16 protein-coding genes and 2 pseudogenes are annotated in these 17,664 nt (G+C 63.8%); 8 read left to right on the plus strand and 10 right to left on the minus strand.

Going from position 1 to position 17,664, the window contains the following annotated elements; translation table 11 throughout:
* Window positions 1–167: 167 nt before the first annotated feature.
* The 5 genes from mobF to F0311_RS16000 all read right to left on the minus strand — a co-directional run bounded on the left by mobF (window position 168) and on the right by F0311_RS16000 (window position 7,180).
* Window positions 168–3,704: a MobF family relaxase gene (gene mobF / locus F0311_RS15980; RefSeq protein ID WP_150463014.1), complete on the minus strand. Its 3,537-nt coding sequence runs from the start codon at window positions 3,702–3,704 to the stop codon at window positions 168–170.
* Between the two features lie 221 nt (window positions 3,705–3,925).
* Entirely contained in the window at window positions 3,926–4,831 is a 906-nt protein-coding gene (locus tag F0311_RS15985) for a helix-turn-helix transcriptional regulator (protein ID WP_150462945.1), read from the minus strand.
* Window positions 4,832–4,962: 131 nt separating this feature from the next.
* Window positions 4,963–5,715, minus strand: coding sequence for a hypothetical protein (locus F0311_RS15990; RefSeq protein WP_150462946.1), 753 nt, complete (start codon window positions 5,713–5,715; stop codon window positions 4,963–4,965).
* The gene (locus F0311_RS15995) at window positions 5,712–6,440 is read right to left on the minus strand and encodes an ABC transporter permease (protein ID WP_150462947.1); all 729 of its coding nucleotides are present in this window, start codon (window positions 6,438–6,440) and stop codon (window positions 5,712–5,714) included. Before F0311_RS15995 ends, F0311_RS15990 begins: the two co-directional genes overlap by 4 nt.
* Window positions 6,437–7,180, minus strand: a complete 744-nt coding sequence (locus F0311_RS16000) for an ABC transporter ATP-binding protein (RefSeq protein ID WP_223881426.1) — start codon at window positions 7,178–7,180, stop codon at window positions 6,437–6,439. The genes F0311_RS15995 and F0311_RS16000 overlap by 4 nt, the downstream gene beginning before the upstream one ends.
* Before the next feature lie 121 nt (window positions 7,181–7,301).
* On the opposite strand from F0311_RS16000, the gene F0311_RS16005 reads away from it, so the two are divergent.
* Entirely contained in the window at window positions 7,302–8,156 is an 855-nt protein-coding gene (locus F0311_RS16005; RefSeq protein ID WP_150462948.1) for a sensor histidine kinase, read from the plus strand.
* Window positions 8,153–8,857 carry a response regulator gene (locus F0311_RS16010; RefSeq protein ID WP_150462949.1) on the plus strand — a complete coding sequence of 235 codons (705 nt, stop codon included), beginning with the start codon at window positions 8,153–8,155 and terminating at the stop codon, window positions 8,855–8,857. The genes F0311_RS16005 and F0311_RS16010 overlap by 4 nt, the downstream gene beginning before the upstream one ends.
* 23 nt (window positions 8,858–8,880) lie before the next feature.
* Here F0311_RS16010 and F0311_RS16015 read toward each other — a convergent pair whose 3' ends face one another.
* Both F0311_RS16015 and F0311_RS16020 read right to left on the minus strand, forming a co-directional pair.
* Window positions 8,881–9,297, minus strand: coding sequence for a carboxymuconolactone decarboxylase family protein (locus tag F0311_RS16015; RefSeq protein WP_150462950.1), 417 nt, complete (start codon window positions 9,295–9,297; stop codon window positions 8,881–8,883).
* A complete protein-coding gene (locus F0311_RS16020) occupies window positions 9,290–9,703 on the minus strand; it encodes a MerR family transcriptional regulator (protein ID WP_150462951.1) in 414 nt (137 codons plus the stop codon). Before F0311_RS16020 ends, F0311_RS16015 begins: the two co-directional genes overlap by 8 nt.
* A 275-nt stretch (window positions 9,704–9,978) precedes the next feature.
* Between F0311_RS16020 and F0311_RS18600 the strand changes: the two are divergent.
* From F0311_RS18600 to F0311_RS16035, 5 genes and pseudogenes are all read left to right on the plus strand, one after another.
* Window positions 9,979–10,362 (plus strand): annotated as a pseudogene (locus F0311_RS18600) (DNA cytosine methyltransferase); the annotation flags it as partial.
* Window positions 10,363–10,405: 43 nt separating this feature from the next.
* Window positions 10,406–10,894 carry a hypothetical protein gene (locus tag F0311_RS18605; protein WP_223881433.1) on the plus strand — a complete coding sequence of 163 codons (489 nt, stop codon included), beginning with the start codon at window positions 10,406–10,408 and terminating at the stop codon, window positions 10,892–10,894.
* On the plus strand, window positions 10,891–11,085 hold the full coding sequence (locus tag F0311_RS18610; protein ID WP_223881434.1) for a hypothetical protein: 195 nt from the start codon (window positions 10,891–10,893) through the stop codon (window positions 11,083–11,085). Before F0311_RS18605 ends, F0311_RS18610 begins: the two co-directional genes overlap by 4 nt.
* A gap of 167 nt (window positions 11,086–11,252) precedes the next feature.
* Window positions 11,253–11,753, plus strand: coding sequence for an HXXEE domain-containing protein (locus F0311_RS16030; RefSeq protein ID WP_150462953.1), 501 nt, complete (start codon window positions 11,253–11,255; stop codon window positions 11,751–11,753).
* A 382-nt stretch (window positions 11,754–12,135) separates the two neighbouring features.
* Window positions 12,136–12,741 carry a LysE family translocator gene (locus tag F0311_RS16035; protein WP_223881427.1) on the plus strand — a complete coding sequence of 202 codons (606 nt, stop codon included), beginning with the start codon at window positions 12,136–12,138 and terminating at the stop codon, window positions 12,739–12,741.
* Window positions 12,742–12,766: 25 nt separating this feature from the next.
* On the opposite strand, the gene pdxR is transcribed toward F0311_RS16035, so the two are convergent.
* Complete coding sequence (gene pdxR, locus F0311_RS16040; protein WP_150462955.1) at window positions 12,767–14,170, minus strand: MocR-like pyridoxine biosynthesis transcription factor PdxR; 1,404 nt, start codon at window positions 14,168–14,170, stop codon at window positions 12,767–12,769.
* A 101-nt stretch (window positions 14,171–14,271) separates the two neighbouring features.
* Here pdxR and F0311_RS16045 point away from each other — a divergent pair, with 101 nt between their 5' ends.
* The gene (locus tag F0311_RS16045; RefSeq protein WP_150462956.1) at window positions 14,272–14,955 is read left to right on the plus strand and encodes a B3/B4 domain-containing protein; all 684 of its coding nucleotides are present in this window, start codon (window positions 14,272–14,274) and stop codon (window positions 14,953–14,955) included.
* A gap of 243 nt (window positions 14,956–15,198) precedes the next feature.
* Here the strand turns inward: F0311_RS16045 and F0311_RS16050 are convergent.
* Window positions 15,199–16,277, minus strand: a pseudogene (locus tag F0311_RS16050) (IS110 family transposase).
* A gap of 407 nt (window positions 16,278–16,684) precedes the next feature.
* Window positions 16,685–17,587: a LysR family transcriptional regulator gene (locus tag F0311_RS16055; RefSeq protein WP_191089984.1), complete on the minus strand. Its 903-nt coding sequence runs from the start codon at window positions 17,585–17,587 to the stop codon at window positions 16,685–16,687.
* Window positions 17,588–17,664: the final 77 nt, after the last annotated feature.

Consider the following 17,664-nt stretch of genomic DNA (forward strand, 5'->3'; position numbering starts at 1 on the left):
GACAGTCCTCTCCTGTAGGGGTTCGGTAGCGAACGAACTTCCCTGAGAGGGCCTGCTGCCGGAGCGTGGGCCATGCCGTCGAACCGATCGACGGCGCGTAACTACTGCGCTACCTGCTATTGAGTTTACGACGAACCTCCGACAGGTGGAAGGGACGCGGCTCATTCCTACAGCGTCGGCGACTCTCGTTCCGTGCTACGCCGTGGTGCCTCGTGTGATGTGTCGATGCCTGTGATTCGGTCGGTCTGGTCGAGTGCACGCCGGGCGCGGGCGGCGTCGATCTTCTGCACGGTGGTTTCCGGTGCAGGGCCGAGTGGTGTGTCGTCGGTGATGCCGTACCGGTCTCGGTAAGCGGCGACCGTGCGGGCGTGCCGTCGCCAAGCAGCGGCCTGTCGCTGGTTACGGGGCGGCGTCCCGAGTGGCTTCGTCCAAGCGGCGTTCTCTTGTCGTGCGGTGTCGAGTACCGCATCTGTGCGATCCTCGATGAGCTTGCGGCGCTCTTCCAGCCCTTGGCGCATGTCAGCGCTCATCGGTCCATCCGCATACGGGACGAGTCCGGCGATCAGACGGGGTGTCCTGCGTGTGCGACCGGAACCGGCGGGGCGTGCGGTGGCGCGGGCGACCCGGTGGTGCAGGACCGAGGCGATGTCGTCAGCATCGGCGAATCCGCGGGCGGCGACCAGTCGCGGGAACAAGGTGTCGAGGTCGTGGTGGTTGGCCTCGGCGCGGCGGAGTTCCGCGGTGAGTGCACCGAACGCCTCAGACTCGATAGTGGAGTCGGCTTGTTTGGCGGTGAGGCCGGAATTGCGGATGAGGGTGGCCCAGCGGTCGTGTTGCGCGGCGGCGGCGATGGTCTCGTACTCGGCGGCAAGTTGGGCGATCGAGCCCCAGTGTTCGTGCTCGGCGGTGATGGTCTCGTGTGCCGATAGCTCGGCGCCAGTGTGCTGGAGGACCCCGTAGAGCACGGACCTCTCGGTGGCGTCGGGGTTGTCACCGGGATGCGGGAGGGTGCGGTCATCGGGGCGGTCGAGGATCACATAGGCGCGGTTGGCCTCTCGGCCGCGGGTCATGGCGACATAGAAATTCTCCCTGGTGGTCGTCGGCTCGACCAAGACATGCGCGGTATCGACAGTGACGCCTTGCGCCCTATGCGCGGTGACCGCGTAGCCGAGGTCGAGGTGCTCGCTTACGTAGGCGGCGGGCAGCACGATCCCGCCACCGAAGCGGCGGCCGTGTCGGCGGATGGTGACCGATCCATCCTCACGCACGTCAGTAACCGTCCAGCGTTGGCCGTTGCGGACCCAGTCCTTGCCGTAGCGTAGCCGGCGGTCATTGCGCCGGGTGATCACAGTGTCTCCCACACCGGCCGCGGTGCCGTTGTTCAGGCCAACTTCGCGGCCCGGTGTGATGGTGCCATCGAGGATCAGATCAGCCCTGGCCCGGTCATTTAAATGCGTGACGTCCTCGCGGGTCTCGGCGATCAGTAGCGAAGACAGCCCGCGGTCGCCGTCGGCCCGCCACGCCGCATAGGCCGTATCGATCATGGATTCGGCCTCACCACCGGTGATCCGGCCGTGGTCCAGATAAGTGTCGATCACCTCAGTACGCCCGTGCCGCAGGCCCAGGGATGCGGTCTTTTCCCACTCGTTGACGAACCGGTGCACGTCCTCCAGTTCGGGGGCGTCGTCGCGGTCGTGGACCAGTAGCCCGAAGCCACCGCCGGCGTCCACGGACTGGAGTTGTCCGTAGTCCCCGACCAGTAGCACCTTCGCTCCGGCGTTCTCGGCCAGGTGGGTGATCCGGTCCAGCGACAGTGTGCCGGCCAGGGAGGCTTCGTCGATGATCACCAGCTGCCCGGCTTGGAACGTGGTGCCGCGGGTGAGGTGGTTCTGCCACCACTTCGCCGTGTTCTCCGTGGCGATACCCAAGTCATCGGCAAGGACCTGGGCGGCCACCGCAGATGGAGCGAGACCGACGACGCTGCCGTGGCCGTGTTCGGCCTCCCAGGCCCGCCGCAACGCGGCCATCGCGGTGGTCTTCCCCGCCCCAGCAGGACCAACCAGCACATCGAGCATCCGCCCGGAGACCGCGATCTTCATCAGCGCCTCGGCCTGATCCGCACCGAGCAGCCGGCCCTGACGGTCTGGATTCCGGGTGATCTTCTCCACCGTGGACAGCGGCACGGCCGGTGCGGTGGTGACGTTGGCTCGGGCCAACAGCCGGTCTTCGGCAGCCAGGAGCTGCTCAGAGGAGTAGACGGTGGCGTGGCGGGGCCGGAACACCGAGGACCCGTTCGGGCGCTGGAACACCACCGGACTGGAAGCCAGTTCAGGCGGAGTCAGACGCAAAGACGCCTGTTCGGCGGCATCGGCAATCATCCCCACGATCGCCTCCCGGTCCCGTGCGGTGGCGAAGCGCCAGCCCATGGTCTGGCGGGAGGCTTCGGCGTGCAGGTTCCAGTGCCGCCAGGTCGCCCGCTTCTCACTGACCTCCTCCACCACCGCCTGCCCAAGCTCGGACACCACGTCCAGGGGAATGTCATCAGCCCGCAGCAACATCGCCGCCGGATTCTCCGTCACGGCACGTGCCCATCCGGTCGCCTCCTGACCCAGCACCTGTCCGGCACGGTTGTGCCATTCGGCGCTCAAGTCGGCCAGCGAGTGGACCTGCTTCTCGGGCCGGGTCGCAAGCGTGGCCTGGGCGCGCAGCTTCACGATGGTCTTCGCCGAAGGCCGCCGTCCATGCTCGGCCACGTAGCCGTCGATGAGCCGGTCGGTCTCGGCCTCGATGTCCTGCGACCGGGTCGAGAACGCGCCTATCAGGTCCTCACTGACGCCGGTGATCTCCCAGGCGGGGTTGCGGTCACGGCCCCGGTCGCGGGTCTCCCACTCGATCCCGAACGTCTGAGTGAGCCGGTCGGCCAGCACCGCGTTGTAATGCTCCGAGAGCGCCACAACCGCGGCGTGCATCGGCCGCCCGTCCAAGGACCGCCATTTACCATCCAACACGGTCTGGACCTTGTTCGACACGACCACATGGGTGTGGAGCTGCGGGTCAGAGCCTCGGCTGTCGTAGTGATCAAAGGCCGTGGCGATCAGACCGGCCACATCGACCTGAGCCACCGCCCCGTTACCGGCGGTGGTGCCGGTGCGGGTCGCGGCGACCTCCCGCTCCATCAGATCAATCACCTCGGCAATCGCCTCATGATGAGCCTGGGCGATCAACGCCTGCGTACCGGCGTCAGCTACACCCCAGATTACGGAGACCGACTTGGGCACCGAGAACGTGTAATCGAACCCCGCCACCGGCTTACGGGGGCCGCGACTGGCCTCCTCGGCCTCGATCTGGGCGACCGCGGCATCCCGCGCTTCGTGGTCCAGCTCTGCTGGCAGGGCATCCATGCGCTCCTGCACACGCTCGGCGGCTGACTTGTACACAGGGAAGGCCCGCCCGAGTGCTTGTCCGGTGACAGGGTCACGGCCCATCCCGACCAGCAACTGCAACTGCGCCTCCGACACCTGATCACCAACCACGAGTTGCCCGCCGCCAAGTCCGGTGAGGCCTGATCCCAGCCAGTGGCCCGGAGGTGTTCCCTCCTCCGCGTAGTACCTCGTCAACGGTGTGGACAGGCTGCGGTCACCATCGCCAGCGGCGACCGTGCGCATCAGATACCGCACGCCATCGCCGGCACTGAGCACCCGCATCGAAACCGTCACACACGGTAGGTGAGCCAGCACGCCGCCACGAGTACGCCACTATCAACCATCATCGCGGAGGCGTGTTTGCGTCCGTGTAGTGACCTTCAGGGTGCGGAGATAGTTAGGCAAGGGGCGTCCTCCGGCTGTATTAGGTAGAGCACGCCATAAAGGTGCTGACAGTGCCATCGATAGTTACGAGGTTGCGGAGTGCGAGGTGCGTTATGTTGCTATGTTGGGCGTCCGTACGCGTTACGGTACTGACTCGGGCTCAGCCCGGTGTATTCCTTGAAGGCGTCATGGGCGCGGGAGCGACTCGACCAACCAGCCAACCGGCCGGCCTCGCTGATCGGGGCGTCGGTATCGCGCAGCAGTCGTGCCATCTCGGCCGTGCGCAGGCGAATCTGATAGGTCCGAGGTGTCACTCCAAAGGCGTCGGAGAATACCCTACTGAGCTGCTTGGGTGAAAGGTGAACCTTCGCGGCAAGTTCCATCAGCGGCCACGAGCGGATCGGATCTTCGCGCAGCACTGCCTGTATCTGTAGTGCTTCGGGCCGGACCGGAGCAAGCCGGTGACGCCTCAGCCGCTTTTGCTGCGCGTACACCGGTCGGGTAGCAGCCTTCACACGGGGCGTCACGACGTCGAGGACGGCAAACAGGAGAGATTGCATCCGGTGGAAGCGTTCAGGTACCGGTCCTCGGAGGCTGAGCGCGACCAGTTCATCGAGCCATGGCATAAGCATTCCTGAACGGTGTTCACCCAGATGTAGTATCTGGGAAGGCTCAGCACAAAGTTCCTCGGCGAAGTCGGCCGCTTCCCAGCGATCGGTGAGCAGTTGGCGGTGTTGCCAGAAGACCTGGTCGATCACATAGTCGCGGTCAAGATAGATGGTGGTCAATGTGACAGAGCCTTCGGGTTGGCTTCCGCAAAGCGTGTTCGCTCCGAGCAGGATCACATCGCCGACCCTGACCGGCTGCTCACCGAAGTCGCTGAGGATGATCGCCGAGCCGTGCCGGACAATAACTAGCCTCACACAGTCAAAAGCAACAGGCGGCACGGGGCGGTGGATGCTCTGACTGCAGGCGGTAATCGGAAGGCTGCTCCCCCGGTGCGGTACACGGACGTCGATGGCCATGGTCACTGTCTTTTTGATGACAGGCAGGCTGGTCGGACGGTGCGGCACCGTCCGACCAGCCTTCGCGGTGCGCCCTCCACACGCCGCGAGTCATGGGCTGCTTCCTAGCAAGGCGGTGTGTCTGTGGGGAGTCATGTGTCCCGCGAGCTGGCTGAGATCATCGAGGGCAACAGGAACGTGAGGGTCCATCCAAGGAGGACTAGCCAGGCGAGGGCGGCGGGCGGGGCGGTCTCGGGTGTGGCGGCGAACCAGAGGGTGTACGAGGCGATATCGGGCAGGAAATACCAGTCTTGTCCTTGCAGCAGAGGACTGATGATCAGCAGGTAGACCAGCAGGATCGCCGCGGCGGGAATGGCTTTGCGGATCAGGAATCCCAGTGCGGAACTGAGGATGGCCATGAGGGTGAGGTACCCAGCGGCACTGAGCGTGATCCGCACTGCCAATGTCAGATCGATATTGTCCAGCGATGTCCCGGCGATGAGAAGTATCGTGGCGATGCTGGTGAGAACTGTGACGATAGCGCCGGTGAAGGCCAGCGGGATTAGTGCGGTGGTAGCTGCCAGGCGTTGGACAGTGCGGTCGGGGATGGCGACCAGCGTGGTGCGGATCTGTCCGCCAATGTACTCAGAGGTCGCGGCGATGACACCCAGGAGAAAGAACCCTACCTGGGTCCAGGTCACGGCAGTCACGCCATAGTCCAGGATGTTGACGCCTGAGTCGGGATCAATGTTCGCGTTGGTGCCGAAGGCGATCGACAACACGATGGTCAGGACGAGGGTTCCGGCCAGCACGAGCCAGATCGCCGGTAGTGAGCATAGTTTCGAGATCTCGGCTCGGACGGCGTGTACGAACGCTGCGGCGTGTGTGTGCATTGCGTTGGTCATGCGTCCCTCCGGGAGAACACCGCGCCGGCGACGATGAGCAGTGCGGTGACCCAGGCGGTCATGATGAGCCCGCCGGTCAGCGGTGCGATCTCTACCCCGGTGCGCAGGGTGGTGAACATGCGCATCCCCGCCAGATCGGGCAGGTAGTTCGCCGCGGCGATGCTCTGGGCGAGCAGGTAGGTCACGGTCACTGCCGAGGAGTTCGCGACCAGGATCGCCATTGGGATGATCCCGTTGCGGGTCACCACGGTCAGGCCGAACCCCAGCAGTGCCATGAGCACCCAGTAAGCCACCGCACCTCCCAAGCGCGTAAACGCGTGGGCGTCCAGTACGGGTGCCTGGTCCCCAAGGAGAAGCTGAACGGTGGCGAAGACCATCCCGATGGCCAGGACGGCCAGCAGCACCGTGGCAAGGATGACCGCTGCCGTCTTCGCCAACAGCACCTTCGTCCGAGAGGGGATGACAGTCAGGGTGGTGGTGATCTGCCTCCCGCCGGCCGATTCTTCTCCCTCGGTGGTGTACTCGCTGCCGATCGCAGCCACCCCGAGGATGATGGCCCCTAGTACACCGACGGCCAGTTCGGAGAAGCCGGTGTCCGGGCCAGACTCGGAGGTTAGACTGGTGATCACCGCGATCACGGTGGGCACGAGGAGCCCGGCAGCGAAGGCGAGCCAGACGAATGGCAGCGTGGCGAGTTTGGACACCTCTGCGAGTACGGCTCTCATCGTGTGCTCTTCTCAGCGGTGAGGGAGAAAAACGCGTCTTCGAGATTCCTGTGTGTCCCGGTGACCTCGTCCAGAGTGCCGTTGGCGACGATGCGGCCCTCGCGGATGATCACCACGTCATCGACGGTCTCGGCGAGTTCTCCCAGCAGGTGCGAGGACAGCAGCACCGTGCGCCCGGCCTCGGCTTGGTCGCGCAGAAACTGTCTGATCCAGCGGATGCCTTCGGGATCCAGTCCGTTGACCGGCTCATCGAGCACCAGTGCCGCGGGGTCGGCCAGTAGTGCGGCGGCCAGGCCTAGTCGGCGTCCCATGCCCAGCGAGTAGGTGGACACACGCTTGTTTCCCGCCTCAGCGATTCCAACTAGTTCCAACATCTCTTCGACGCGGTCGTTGCTGAGACCGGCCGAACGCGCCACCCAACGAAGGTGAGCCCGGCCGGTGCGGGAGCGGTGCGCTCCGGACCCATCCAGCACCGCGCCGATACTGCGCAGAGGCTCGCGCAGGGTCGCAAATCGCTTCCCGTCCACTAGGGCGGAACCTGAGGTGGGTCGGTCCAGGCCGAGCAGGATACGCAGCGTCGAGGACTTCCCCGCCCCGTTAGGTCCGAGGAAACCGGTAACTCTCCCAGGCCGAGCCTCGAAGGTGATGTCGGTGAGGATCTGGTGGTCACCTCGGGTCTTGGTCAACTGTTCGAAGGTCAGCATGATGTCAATGGCACCAGCTCTATCAACCACATTCATCGCAGCCAAGGGTGGTCTTGGTCCGCTCGTCTCACCCCGGGGTGTGTCACCGTCAGTAACGAGCACTCCTCACCCTGTGGTGTGAGGACACGACCAGGCATGCTTTCTACGATGGATGAGTATGGAGCACCGAGGACGCCCTTCACGGGACTCACGCGCATGGCTGATCGCCACCGGCGTGCTCGTGGTGCTCCTGCTCGCCTTACTCGCCCTGGGGCAGGATTCGCCCTACCTGATCGTGGCTCTTTCACTCATCGTGGCTGCCGCGGTACTGATTACGACCTGGGCGTTCGTGCGCAGCCGTGCCCAACGCCGCATTTACGAAGACCAACTCACCGCCTGGGCATCGGAGAGAGCAGTTCAAACCGAGCGACTGCGAATCGCCCGGGACCTGCACGATCTGGCCTCCCACGGACTGGGGCTGATGACCGTACGAGCGGCCACCGCGACCCTGACCGGCGAAGAGGACGACGCCGAACGCCGCCGGGCCCTGACCGACATTGAACGCCTCGGACGAGAGACCACCACCGAACTGCGTCGCATGCTCGCCCTGCTACGTAGCAACGACGAGACCCCAGCACCACTGCAACCTGTCGATTCGCTGGCCGAGCTGCCACGCATCATCGACCACGCCCGACGAGCCGGGCTGACCATCACCGTCCACCAGGACGATCTCGGCGACCTCGCTCCCGGAGTTCAGTTGACCCTCTGCGCGATCATCCGCGAGGCACTGGCGAACACCCTCCAGCACGCCGGCCCCACCACCGTAGACCTCACTATCCAGCGCACCGGGGAGGCGGTCAGTGTCGATGTGCGCGATGCCGGACCGGTGCCAGATTGGCGGCCACATCCTGGGACGGGCAACGGCCTACGTGGCCTGCACGAACGGCTCACCATCCACCACGGCACCCTGACCACCGGGCAGGTCGATGACGGCTTCCGACTGCTGGCCCAGCTTCCCGAAAAGAGCACATGACAGCACAAGAGTCCATCCAATCCGACGAGACGGTGCGGCTGCTGCTGGTCGATGACCAGACGCTGCTACGTCACAGCCTGCGTATCGCCATTGACCGTGAACCTGACCTGGCTGTCGTCGGTGAAGCAGGAACCGGCAACGAAGCCATCACTCGGGCTCGCGACCTGCGGCCCGACCTGGTGCTCATGGACATCCGCATGCCCGACGGTGACGGCATCCACGCCACCGAGCAGATCACCAACACATTAGATCTCGCCCACACCCGAGTGCTGGTGCTATCCATGTTCGAGATCGATGACTACGTCTACGGTGCCTTACGCGCGGGAGCCAGCGGATTTCTCCTCAAAGACGCCCGCCCTGACCAACTCATCGACGCCATCCACCGGGTCCATCACGGCGAATCCCTGTTCGCCCCCAACGTCCTGACCACCCTCATTGAACACTTTCTCGACCACCGCGCCCCGAGAAAGCCGATGCAGGTAGAACGACTCACCGCCAGGGAAACCGAGGTCCTGACACTGGTGGGACGAGGACTGTCCAACATCGAAATCTCCCGGGAGCTCACCGTCTCCCACAACACCGTCAAGACCCACATCAGCAGCCTGCTCGCCAAGCTCGACGCCCGCGACCGCGCTCAGCTCGTCATCGCTGCCTACGAGCACAGGCTGATCACCCCCACAGCCCAGAACCCGACCACCTGAGCGTCACCGGAGAGATAACACTGCTACAGCGGGTCGGGCTCGGGTATGAGGTCCCGTTCGGTGAAGACCGTGCGGGCGACTGCGACGGCGTTGAGTGCCTTGGGGAAGCCGCAGTAGACCGAGGTGTGCAGGAAGGTCTCGGTGATCTCTTGCGGGCTGAGCCCGACGTTGAGGGCTGCGCCGATGTGGACTTCCAGTTGCGCCTCGCAACCCCCAAGAGCAGTCAGCGCCCCTAGGGTGACGAGCTGGCGTTGCGCCGGTTGCAGGTCCGGACGGGCGTAGATGTCACCGAATCCCCAGGCAACGATCTGATGCCCGAGCTCGGGTGCAATGTCGGCCAGGGAGTCGATGACCTTCCGACCTGCCTCACCGTCAATCGCATCCAGCACCTGCTTGCCCGCGGTGAAGCGGGCCGCACGGATCTGGTCGGTATCAGTCATCGGCGGTCTCCTCGTTCTCGGTGTCGGCGACCATCTGCCGATAGGTGGCGATCTTCGAGCGCAGGGCACGCTCATGGGCTTGAAGCGTCTTGATCTGCCGTCGCAACGCCTCGTGGTGGTCGGTCAGCATATCCAGCCGAGGCCTCAGCGAATCGTCGTCCTTGGTCCGGAGGACGGCGTAATTGCGCATCTGAGCGATCGGCATCCCTGTCTCACGTAGTCGCAACAGGAACCTCACCCACTCGACATCCGTGGCCCGGTAGCGGCGCTGGTTCCCGCTCGTGCGCGGGATAGTGCTGATGAGTCCAGCGCGTTCGTAGTAGCGCAGCGTGTACCCGGTCACTCCGGTGGTCTCAGCCATCTGAGCGACCGAGAGTCCTTCCGGCTCGTCGTCGTGGTCTACCATGAGACCAGTCTAGAACTTAGAGCACGCTCTAAGTCCATCCTCGATCTGCAAGAGGTGTGACCGCTCTAGGTCTAGGCGGCGACGAGGAGCCAGGTGGGTCCGGCGGCCTCGACATCAGGCTCGCTGGTGAGCCGCGGTGGACCGACTTCGTGGGCTTCGACCGGCCCGGTTCCGGTATTAGATGGCTGAGGGTTGTGCACCTGGCAGGTGTTCTACCTGGTGTGGGCTCCGTTCGGGGTCTGGTGCCAGGTTTTCACTGACCTGCCGGAGCCCTCATGCACGACTTTGTCTCCCCATCGGATCGCCGTCCTCGGATTGGTTCGCTGTTCTCTGGATACGGCGGCCTCGATCTGGCCGTGGAATACGTCACCGGCGGCGAGACGATCTGGTTCTCCGAACTCAATAGCCCCGTCGCCCGTGTCTTCGCCCACCACTGGCCCGCCGCTCAGAACCTCGGCGATATCACCACCATCGACTGGAACGCCGCTCCGCCGGTGGACATCCTCTGCGGGGGCTTTCCTTGTCAAGACATCTCGACCGTCGGTCGTCAGGCCGGCCTCACGCCTGGCACCCGCTCGGGTCTCTGGTCGTTTATGGCTGAGGCGATCGAGGCGCTGCAACCCCGGTACGTGGTGATCGAGAACGTGCGCGGGCTGCTCTCTGCCCGCGCGTCACGTCCCCAGATGCAAGGAGCAACCCCCGATGACCGCAACCCCCATCTCGCAACCACAACCCTTCGCAACCTGGAACCCGACCGATGGGGTCTGGGAGACCAGCCAACTCGACCTCTTCGGGCACTGGGCGCCGTACTCGGCGATCTGGCCGACCTCGGGCTCCATGCACGATGGATCGGCCTACCTGCATCACTGGCCGGCGCACCACATCACCGGTTCCGGATCTTCATCCTCGCCCACCGCAGGGACGTTGTTCCGGACGCCGCTGGCCTCGGATTCCTCCCGCGGCGGGGAGAACCTGGACCAGGTGAAGGCCCGCCGGGGCACGATCGCCCTGTCGCATCAGATCATCGACCTCACCCTGCACGGGCCACCTGGCTCGCAGATCAGCAACGACGAGTCGGAGACACTGTTCACCCTGATCGAGAACATCTTCGACACTGGGGACGATACGCACACGCCATCACTCGCTGGGAACACATCACCGCACGGAGAGCACCAGCCCCAGCGCTCGTGACAGAAAACGAGGTGCCGCGTCCAGCGCCGGAGTTCGTGGAATGGTTCATGGGCCTGCCGCCAGGCTGGATCACCAACCCTGAACACGGACTGACACAGAACCAACAGATCACCGCCCTCGGCAACGGTGTTCTCCCACTCCAAGCACTACTGGCCATCAAAGAAACCGAGACGCGCCCGCAGACACCGTGAGGGCAGGGTTCTGGACTCCATGTAGCACAGTCCCGGTCATCGACGTCACGGCTGACGTGTGCTCTTGAGAGGCGTAGCGATGAAACTGACCCTCGTGGCTCGTCGAAGTGCCGCTGCTAGGCCTCCCCCGCTTCAAAGCTGACTGAAAGCTCTGGGAGACTACTTAGGTGACGAGACCAGAGCAGCCATATCCGCGAAAGCGTCGAGGGCCGATACTGCTCTTTCTTTCATGGGTGCTACACGATGTTGAAGAGGCTGCAACCTTCCCTGCAACATGCGACTATCTGGCCGACCGCACCGGCTTCGAATCCTTGCGCATGAACTCTCGGCAATCATGGGCAGCGGTGGGACTGATGGGCACCCTGGTTGGCTTCGCCTGCGTCCGCGGTGCCCGCACCGAGGGCAGATCACAGCTGTATCGAGCAGTGACCGCAGGACTCGAAGGACATGTCTTCACGCATCTGGCCGCTTCAGCGGTGACCAGGAGATACACCGCTGGTGTAGTCAGCGCCCTGCCTGTGATGCTCCCCGGGACAAGAGCAGCCAGCCAAGAACTCTCCCGCGACAATCGGCCTCTGACGACGAAAGATCGCGCGCTAGGTAGCGCAGTGCTCATTCCTGCGGCACTCGCCTGCCACCTGATCGTTCGCACGATTATGAAACGCTAGCGAACAGTAACTACTAGCCATTCTGGATAAAGTCACTTTTACAGCTCGACGGGGTGATCTAGGCCCGTAGCAGCCCTCGTATTTAGGGCTGCCAGATACGCCATGTGGTATTCGCCACAATTCCATCTATATTTTCTCTCCCCGATTTGGCCTCTGACCTGGGACTTCGTAGGAAGACGAACTTCACTTACCCCCTAGGATCTTGCGTGCCCGAGACATCCAACTACCCGCCCTGGGGCGTTCCATGCTCGTCATAGTTGCCTGGTTTGGTCGTAGCGCTGCTCTGCCCATACGGAATTTGGACTACTCGATCTAGATGTGCTTGGCGCTTTCAGGTATGCCAAATTGTTCGAATACTGGAGGGGTGTCGTGGGAGTTCTGGGTGACCTCGATCGTGGTGACGGCCACGCCCGGTACAGGCGCACTGTTCACTGTCGCTGCCGGCCTGACGCGCGGTGCCCATAGCGGCTTGGTGGCTGCAGTGGGGTGCACGCTGGGGATCGTGCCGCATATGGTGCTCGCACTCTCGGGAGCCGCTGCGGTGATGGCCGCGAATCCGGTGGCGTTCGGGATCGTGAAGTGGCTTGGGGTCGCGTATCTGCTCTACATGGGGTGGGGTATCTGGCGCCAGAGTGGCGTGTTCGCCCTACCCTCTAACGAGGAGAACGAGGACACTAAACCCACGGTGCTGAGGACGATCGGCAGTGCCGTATTGGTGAACCTGCTGAACCCAAAGCTGACCGTGTTCTTCTTCGTGTTCCTGCCGATGTTCATCGACCCGAACGAGCCAGGCGCGTTTGCTGGCATGGCTGGCCTCGGGGCGGTGTTCATGGCGATCACCGTGGCGATCTTCGCCGTCTACGGACTGTGTGCAGCATGGGTGCGACAGTACGTCATCGGCAAACCGGTCGTGATGCACTGGATCAGCCGGGCCTTCGCAGTCTCATTCGTGGTCCTTGCCGGGATGCTTGCGCTCACCAGCCAGTAGCCGCTGCTCACCGAGTCCTATCAGTTCAGCGCTGCCGTAGCAGCGGGCGAATGGCCTCCCCGATGCTCTTGATGGCTTGTTGTAGCCGTGGGATCGGGTGTGGCCCGTATCCGATGACCAGCCCAGGCGGACCTGGATTGAAGCGGTGTTGTGAGAGCGGTTGGACCTGGATACCCGCTTGACGAACACGTGCCGTGATCTCGGCGTCGTCTAGGTGCTCGGGAAGACGAACGACGAGATGCAGACCGGCCGCGATGCCCTCAATCGCGCAGCCGGGCAGGGAGCGTTCGATGGCATCGACTGCTGCGTCGCGGCGCTCACGGTGGCGGAGTCGCAGAGACCTTAGGTGGCGTTCCAGCGTCCCGGACTCGATCAGCTGGGCCAGAGCCAGTTGCGGCAATGCGGGTGAGCCGAGATCGGTTGCCCACCGCTTGCGCACCAGCTCATCGTGGAGGGCTTGGGGGGCGATGAGCCAGCCCAGTCGCAGAGCCGGAGCGAGGACCTTGGAGAGGCTGGAGATATGGGCGACGCGTTCGGGTGCCCCCGCGTGCACCGCCCGGACCGGGGTCCGGTCGTAGCGGTACTCGGAATCGTAGTCATCCTCGATCACCAGCCCGTCGACCTCTTGGGCCCATGTCAGCAGCTCACGTCGTCGCTGGGGCGAGAGCACTACCCCGGTCGGGAACTGGTGGGCTGGGGTGATCAGGACGGCTCGTTCCCCGGTTCCAGCGAGACCGGTGACGTCCAGACCGTGCTCGTCCACCGGCACCGGTGTGATGTCATCCATCCAGTAGTCGAGGATGCGCCGGTTCCCATCAGCCCCGGGGTCTTCGATCGCGCAGGTGGCAACGCCCCGGTCGCGAAGCACCTGTGCAAGCAAGCTCAGCGCCCCGGTCACCCCTGCGGTGATGATCACCCGGTCAGCAGCCACTGAGACACCCCGGCTGCGCGCCAACCAGCCTGCAAGCGCAACTCTGAGGCGGTGCGCACCTTGCGGGTCCGCGTAGCCGAGCTCTTCGCTGCCTGCGGTGGCGAGCACCTGCCGTTCGGCTCTCAGCCACGCCGCACGCGGGAACGAGGTGAGATCGGGCATCCCGGAGGAGACCTCCAGGAGGGGCTGCTCGGGCGAAGCCTCTCTTAGGTGAGGCAGAGGCGGGGTCGCAGCACTAACCGGAAGGTCCGCGACCGTGGTGCCGCCTCCCTGGTTGGTGACCAGCAGGCCCTCCTCGGTGAGCCGTTTGTAGGCTTCAGCGACCGTGCCGCGTGCCATCGAGAGATCTGCCGCCAGAACACGGGTTGCCGGAAGTCTCGCGCCAACTCCGAGGGTGCCGTCGGTAATCGCAGCACGCAGTCGCTCGGCCAGCCACGCCGTTCGTCCATTGCGGGGAGTCTGGCTGGGGTCAAGTTGGAGGAAATCGGAACCGGTCATTTGGCACACCATTCTACTGCGAGCTTGGCACTCACTGGTATGCCAAGTAGCAGAAGAATAGATGAAGGTACCTGCGACACCGCCGAGGAGGGACTGCCTGCATGCAGTTGAGTTACGCGTCCGAGATCACCACCAGGCATCCGAGTCTGGTGACCGCGGTGATCCATGCCGACCGGATCACCGCGACCGCCGACGTCAGTCACCACCTGCCCCGACTATTGGCCACCGCACGACAGCGGCTTGAAGCTGAGCGGCTCAGCGAGTTCCCCGAGATCCAGGCATGGCGTCACGCATTCTCGGAGATGGGGTTGAAGCCGACACAGTATCGGTGCGCCGCCGAGTCGCTGCTGCGTCGCCTGAACAAGACCGGAGACCTGCCACGTATCCATCCGCTGGTTGATCTGTGCAATCACGTCTCTATCAGCCACGCGGTGCCGATCGCGGTGTTCGACCTCGCCCATGTCAGTGGGGACCTGACGGTGCGGTCCGCCGTGGGTTCGGAGCGGTATGCGGCGTTCAACGGCGACATCGAACACCCTGCGCGAGGTGAGGTGATCTTCGCCGACGACGCCGGGCAGGCCCACGCACGCCGCTGGACACACCGGCAGAGCGCGACCTCCGCGGTCCGTGAGACCAGCAGCGAGGTCCTGATCGTCGCCGAAGCCCTCCACGACGACGCCCACGACACGATCTCATCCGTCCTCACCACGTTGACCGCGTCGATCACCGAGACCTGGGGCTCGACCATCCACCGGAGGCTGATCGCTGCCGCCGATCAGCCGTAGCAGTAGACGCATCTTCCGCTGGCCCGGAGTGACGTCTTCATCCACAGACGCTCCGGCTGCACAAGCGGCGCATACTGGTCGACCTCGACTGTGTCGGGCACAGCGGTAGGGATCAGTACGATGCTGGGCAGTGCCCGACCTTCGCGCGTCTGCTTCACGATAGGTCATAGGCGCATAATCACAACAAAGTGGGCGTCGCTACTTTGCTCCCCAACGGGGTGCCGTGTGACCCTTCTATAGATGTCAAGCAGTGCTCGGGAGCGGGGTCGCTGCGTTGAGTGTCCGGTAGACGCGGCGGGCGAGGTATCGCTTGACGCATCGGCGGATCTCTTTTTGACAGTTCGTCCTTCCCTGGCTCGTTTCTCGACGTAGGCCCGGGTTTTGGCGTCGTGGGCCATCCGGTTGATCGAGACCATGTGCAGGGCCTTGTTCAAGCGTCGGTCGCCGCCGCGGTTGAGGCGGTGCCGGATCGTGTTCCCCGACTATGCCGGGATCGGGTTGACCCCAGCTAGAGACGCGAACGCGGCCTCTGAACTCACCCTGCCGGGATGCGACCACGTGGTGAGGCAGATCGCTGCGGTGACCGGCCCGAACCCCTTCTCTGCCAGCAGTGGGGCGGCTTCGCTGACCTCGACGAGCTCTCGGATCTGAGCGAGATTCTTCGTGAGGGTGTCATCGAGTTCGATGATGTGCTGGGCTAGCCGGATTGCCTCAGAACGGGCGATAGACAGGGCAAGGTCTTCATCGCGGCAACGCCACCGGGACACCTCCGCGATCCGAGTGCCGGTCAGTGACCTGCGTGCGTCTCTCCCGAGGTCGTTGGCGCCCAACAGCGCGGTCAGGGTGTTCACCATCCGGGTGCGCTCATCGGTCATCGTCTCCCGAGCTGAGACGAGCACGCGTAAGGTCTGCCGGACTCCTTCGTTCAGGCGGGGGCGGCGCAACTGCTCCTCAGTGAACGGGAGGACAGCGGCAGCAATCCGGTGGGCGTCCAACGCATCGGACTTGCCGATACCGCGGCGGGTTCGAGCACTCATTTGGGTGGCCTCGGCGACCTCGTACCCTGCGGCGCTGACAGTCCCGGCGAGCACGGCCCCATACGTGGCGGCCCCCTCGATTACCCACAGTGTCTCAGCATCACCACCGGTGCGACGACCCGCCCAAGCGATCGCCCGGTTGATGCCTGCGTTGGTGGTCGGGAACTGGCGGGTATCGAGCAGTTCACCGGCCGTGGTGATGATGGCATAGACGTGGTGGCGGGCGTGTGTATCGACGCCGACGACAAACGAGCGTGAATGCGCGACGATAGATGCAGCGGGCATGGCTTCGTTCCTCTCTGTAGCGGATGTGGTTTGGCCGCTGTCGGCCGGTACCAGTCCGGGGAGAGGTCACTTCGGAACAGCACTGTGACGAGTCACGCCGTCAGTCGGCGGACAACCTTCTGGTCAAGTCACCGGAGTGGGCCGGGCAGGTGCCGGCCGACCACCCCGGTGGTCGGGCAAGTCCCACGAAGGGCATCCATCGGAGCCAGGTCGCAAATGAGCCACGATCACGGGGCGGAACGGCCGGTACCCACCCTGCCAGCCAGTCCCAGACCAGCCACTTTCAATCCTCACAGCCTGCAAAAGTCGCTGCAACTGTGGCTGCGGCTGTTCTGCTGACTGGGACGCCCTTAAGCTCAGCCGCCCTCGCCCAGGCCCGCAGACAGTGACGAGCTATTGAGAGTTTTCTAGGTCGGTAACTCGTCGATCTTTTCCTCTAAGAGATTCAGCAGGTGCTTGATGACTGGTTGTCCGGCCAGGTTCTTTTTGTACCGGACGGCGAGAGTTCTCGTGGGTGCAGGATCGACCACGGGGACTGCAGCTACTCTCTGGTCATCGGCGCGGACACTGTCGAAGCTCAGGCGGGGAAGCACAGTGATTCCGCTCCCGGTCTCTACGAAGGCCACCGCAGAGGCATAGTCTTGAGTCTCAAGGCGGAACGCTGGGGTAAAACCGCGGGAAGCGCACGCATCCAGCAGAACCTGTCGGCAGATTCCCTTGGTCACATCGTTGTCGACCCAGGTTTCTTCCCTAAGGTCTTGAAGTGCTACTTCGTCACGTTCCGCTGCCCAGTGGTGTGCGGGAACTACTGCAACATATGGCTCGTTCAATAGCTGAATGGAATGGTAGTCCGGCAGCTCGCGGACTCCTGCATAGTCAACGTATATTTCGACATCAGCTTCGGCGCCGGAGGCCCGTAACGTTTCCCACAGTCGGAGATTGAGGCTGAGCTGAGGGTACTGTTCAGCAAGGTTCGCAGCGATAGTGGGGATCCAGGTCGGCCCTATGGAGGCGATATGCGCCACGGTGAGTGTCCCTGTCCTGCCACGCTTGAGATCCGCGACGAAGTCCTCGACTTCTGCAGCGTGCGCAAGGAGCTCCTCGGCTTTCTGCGCGAACAGTTCCCCTGCTGCGGTGAGCGCGACCCGGCGTCCCTTGCGTTCCAGCAGAATGACACCAGTCTCGCGCTGGAGGGTCTGGAGCTGCTGGCTGATCGCTGATGATGTGTATCGCAGGTTTGCTGCTGCCCCGTTGACAGTCCCTTCAGTGAGAACTGCCCGGAAGATCCGTAGTCGATGAAGATCAAGCACAATCACATTGTACAGATTTACTAAGTGAATAGGCACAAATATTCGCTTGTTCTGCATCCATGTGTCTCGCAGGATGG

The organism is Nesterenkonia ebinurensis, from assembly GCF_008711175.1.
Classification (GTDB): domain Bacteria; phylum Actinomycetota; class Actinomycetes; order Actinomycetales; family Micrococcaceae; genus Nesterenkonia; species Nesterenkonia ebinurensis.

Excerpts from the sequence above, each read along its gene's own strand:
- F0311_RS16020 (WP_150462951.1), bottom strand. The coding sequence starts at position 9,703 with ATGGTAGACCACGACGACGAGCCGGAAGGACTCTCGGTCGCTCAGATG.
- F0311_RS16000 (WP_223881426.1), bottom strand. The coding sequence starts at position 7,180 with ATGAATGTGGTTGATAGAGCTGGTGCCATTGACATCATGCTGACCTTC.
- F0311_RS15995 (WP_150462947.1), bottom strand. The coding sequence starts at position 6,440 with ATGAGAGCCGTACTCGCAGAGGTGTCCAAACTCGCCACGCTGCCATTC.
- F0311_RS16010 (WP_150462949.1), top strand. The coding sequence starts at position 8,153 with ATGACAGCACAAGAGTCCATCCAATCCGACGAGACGGTGCGGCTGCTG.
- F0311_RS15985 (WP_150462945.1), bottom strand. The coding sequence starts at position 4,831 with ATGGCCATCGACGTCCGTGTACCGCACCGGGGGAGCAGCCTTCCGATT.
- F0311_RS16005 (WP_150462948.1), top strand. The coding sequence starts at position 7,302 with ATGGAGCACCGAGGACGCCCTTCACGGGACTCACGCGCATGGCTGATC.
- F0311_RS16015 (WP_150462950.1), bottom strand. The coding sequence starts at position 9,297 with ATGACTGATACCGACCAGATCCGTGCGGCCCGCTTCACCGCGGGCAAG.
- F0311_RS15990 (WP_150462946.1), bottom strand. The coding sequence starts at position 5,715 with ATGACCAACGCAATGCACACACACGCCGCAGCGTTCGTACACGCCGTC.
- F0311_RS16045 (WP_150462956.1), top strand. The coding sequence starts at position 14,272 with ATGCAGTTGAGTTACGCGTCCGAGATCACCACCAGGCATCCGAGTCTG.
- F0311_RS18605 (WP_223881433.1), top strand. The coding sequence starts at position 10,406 with ATGACCGCAACCCCCATCTCGCAACCACAACCCTTCGCAACCTGGAAC.
- mobF (WP_150463014.1), bottom strand. The coding sequence starts at position 3,704 with ATGCGGGTGCTCAGTGCCGGCGATGGCGTGCGGTATCTGATGCGCACG.
- pdxR (WP_150462955.1), bottom strand. The coding sequence starts at position 14,170 with ATGACCGGTTCCGATTTCCTCCAACTTGACCCCAGCCAGACTCCCCGC.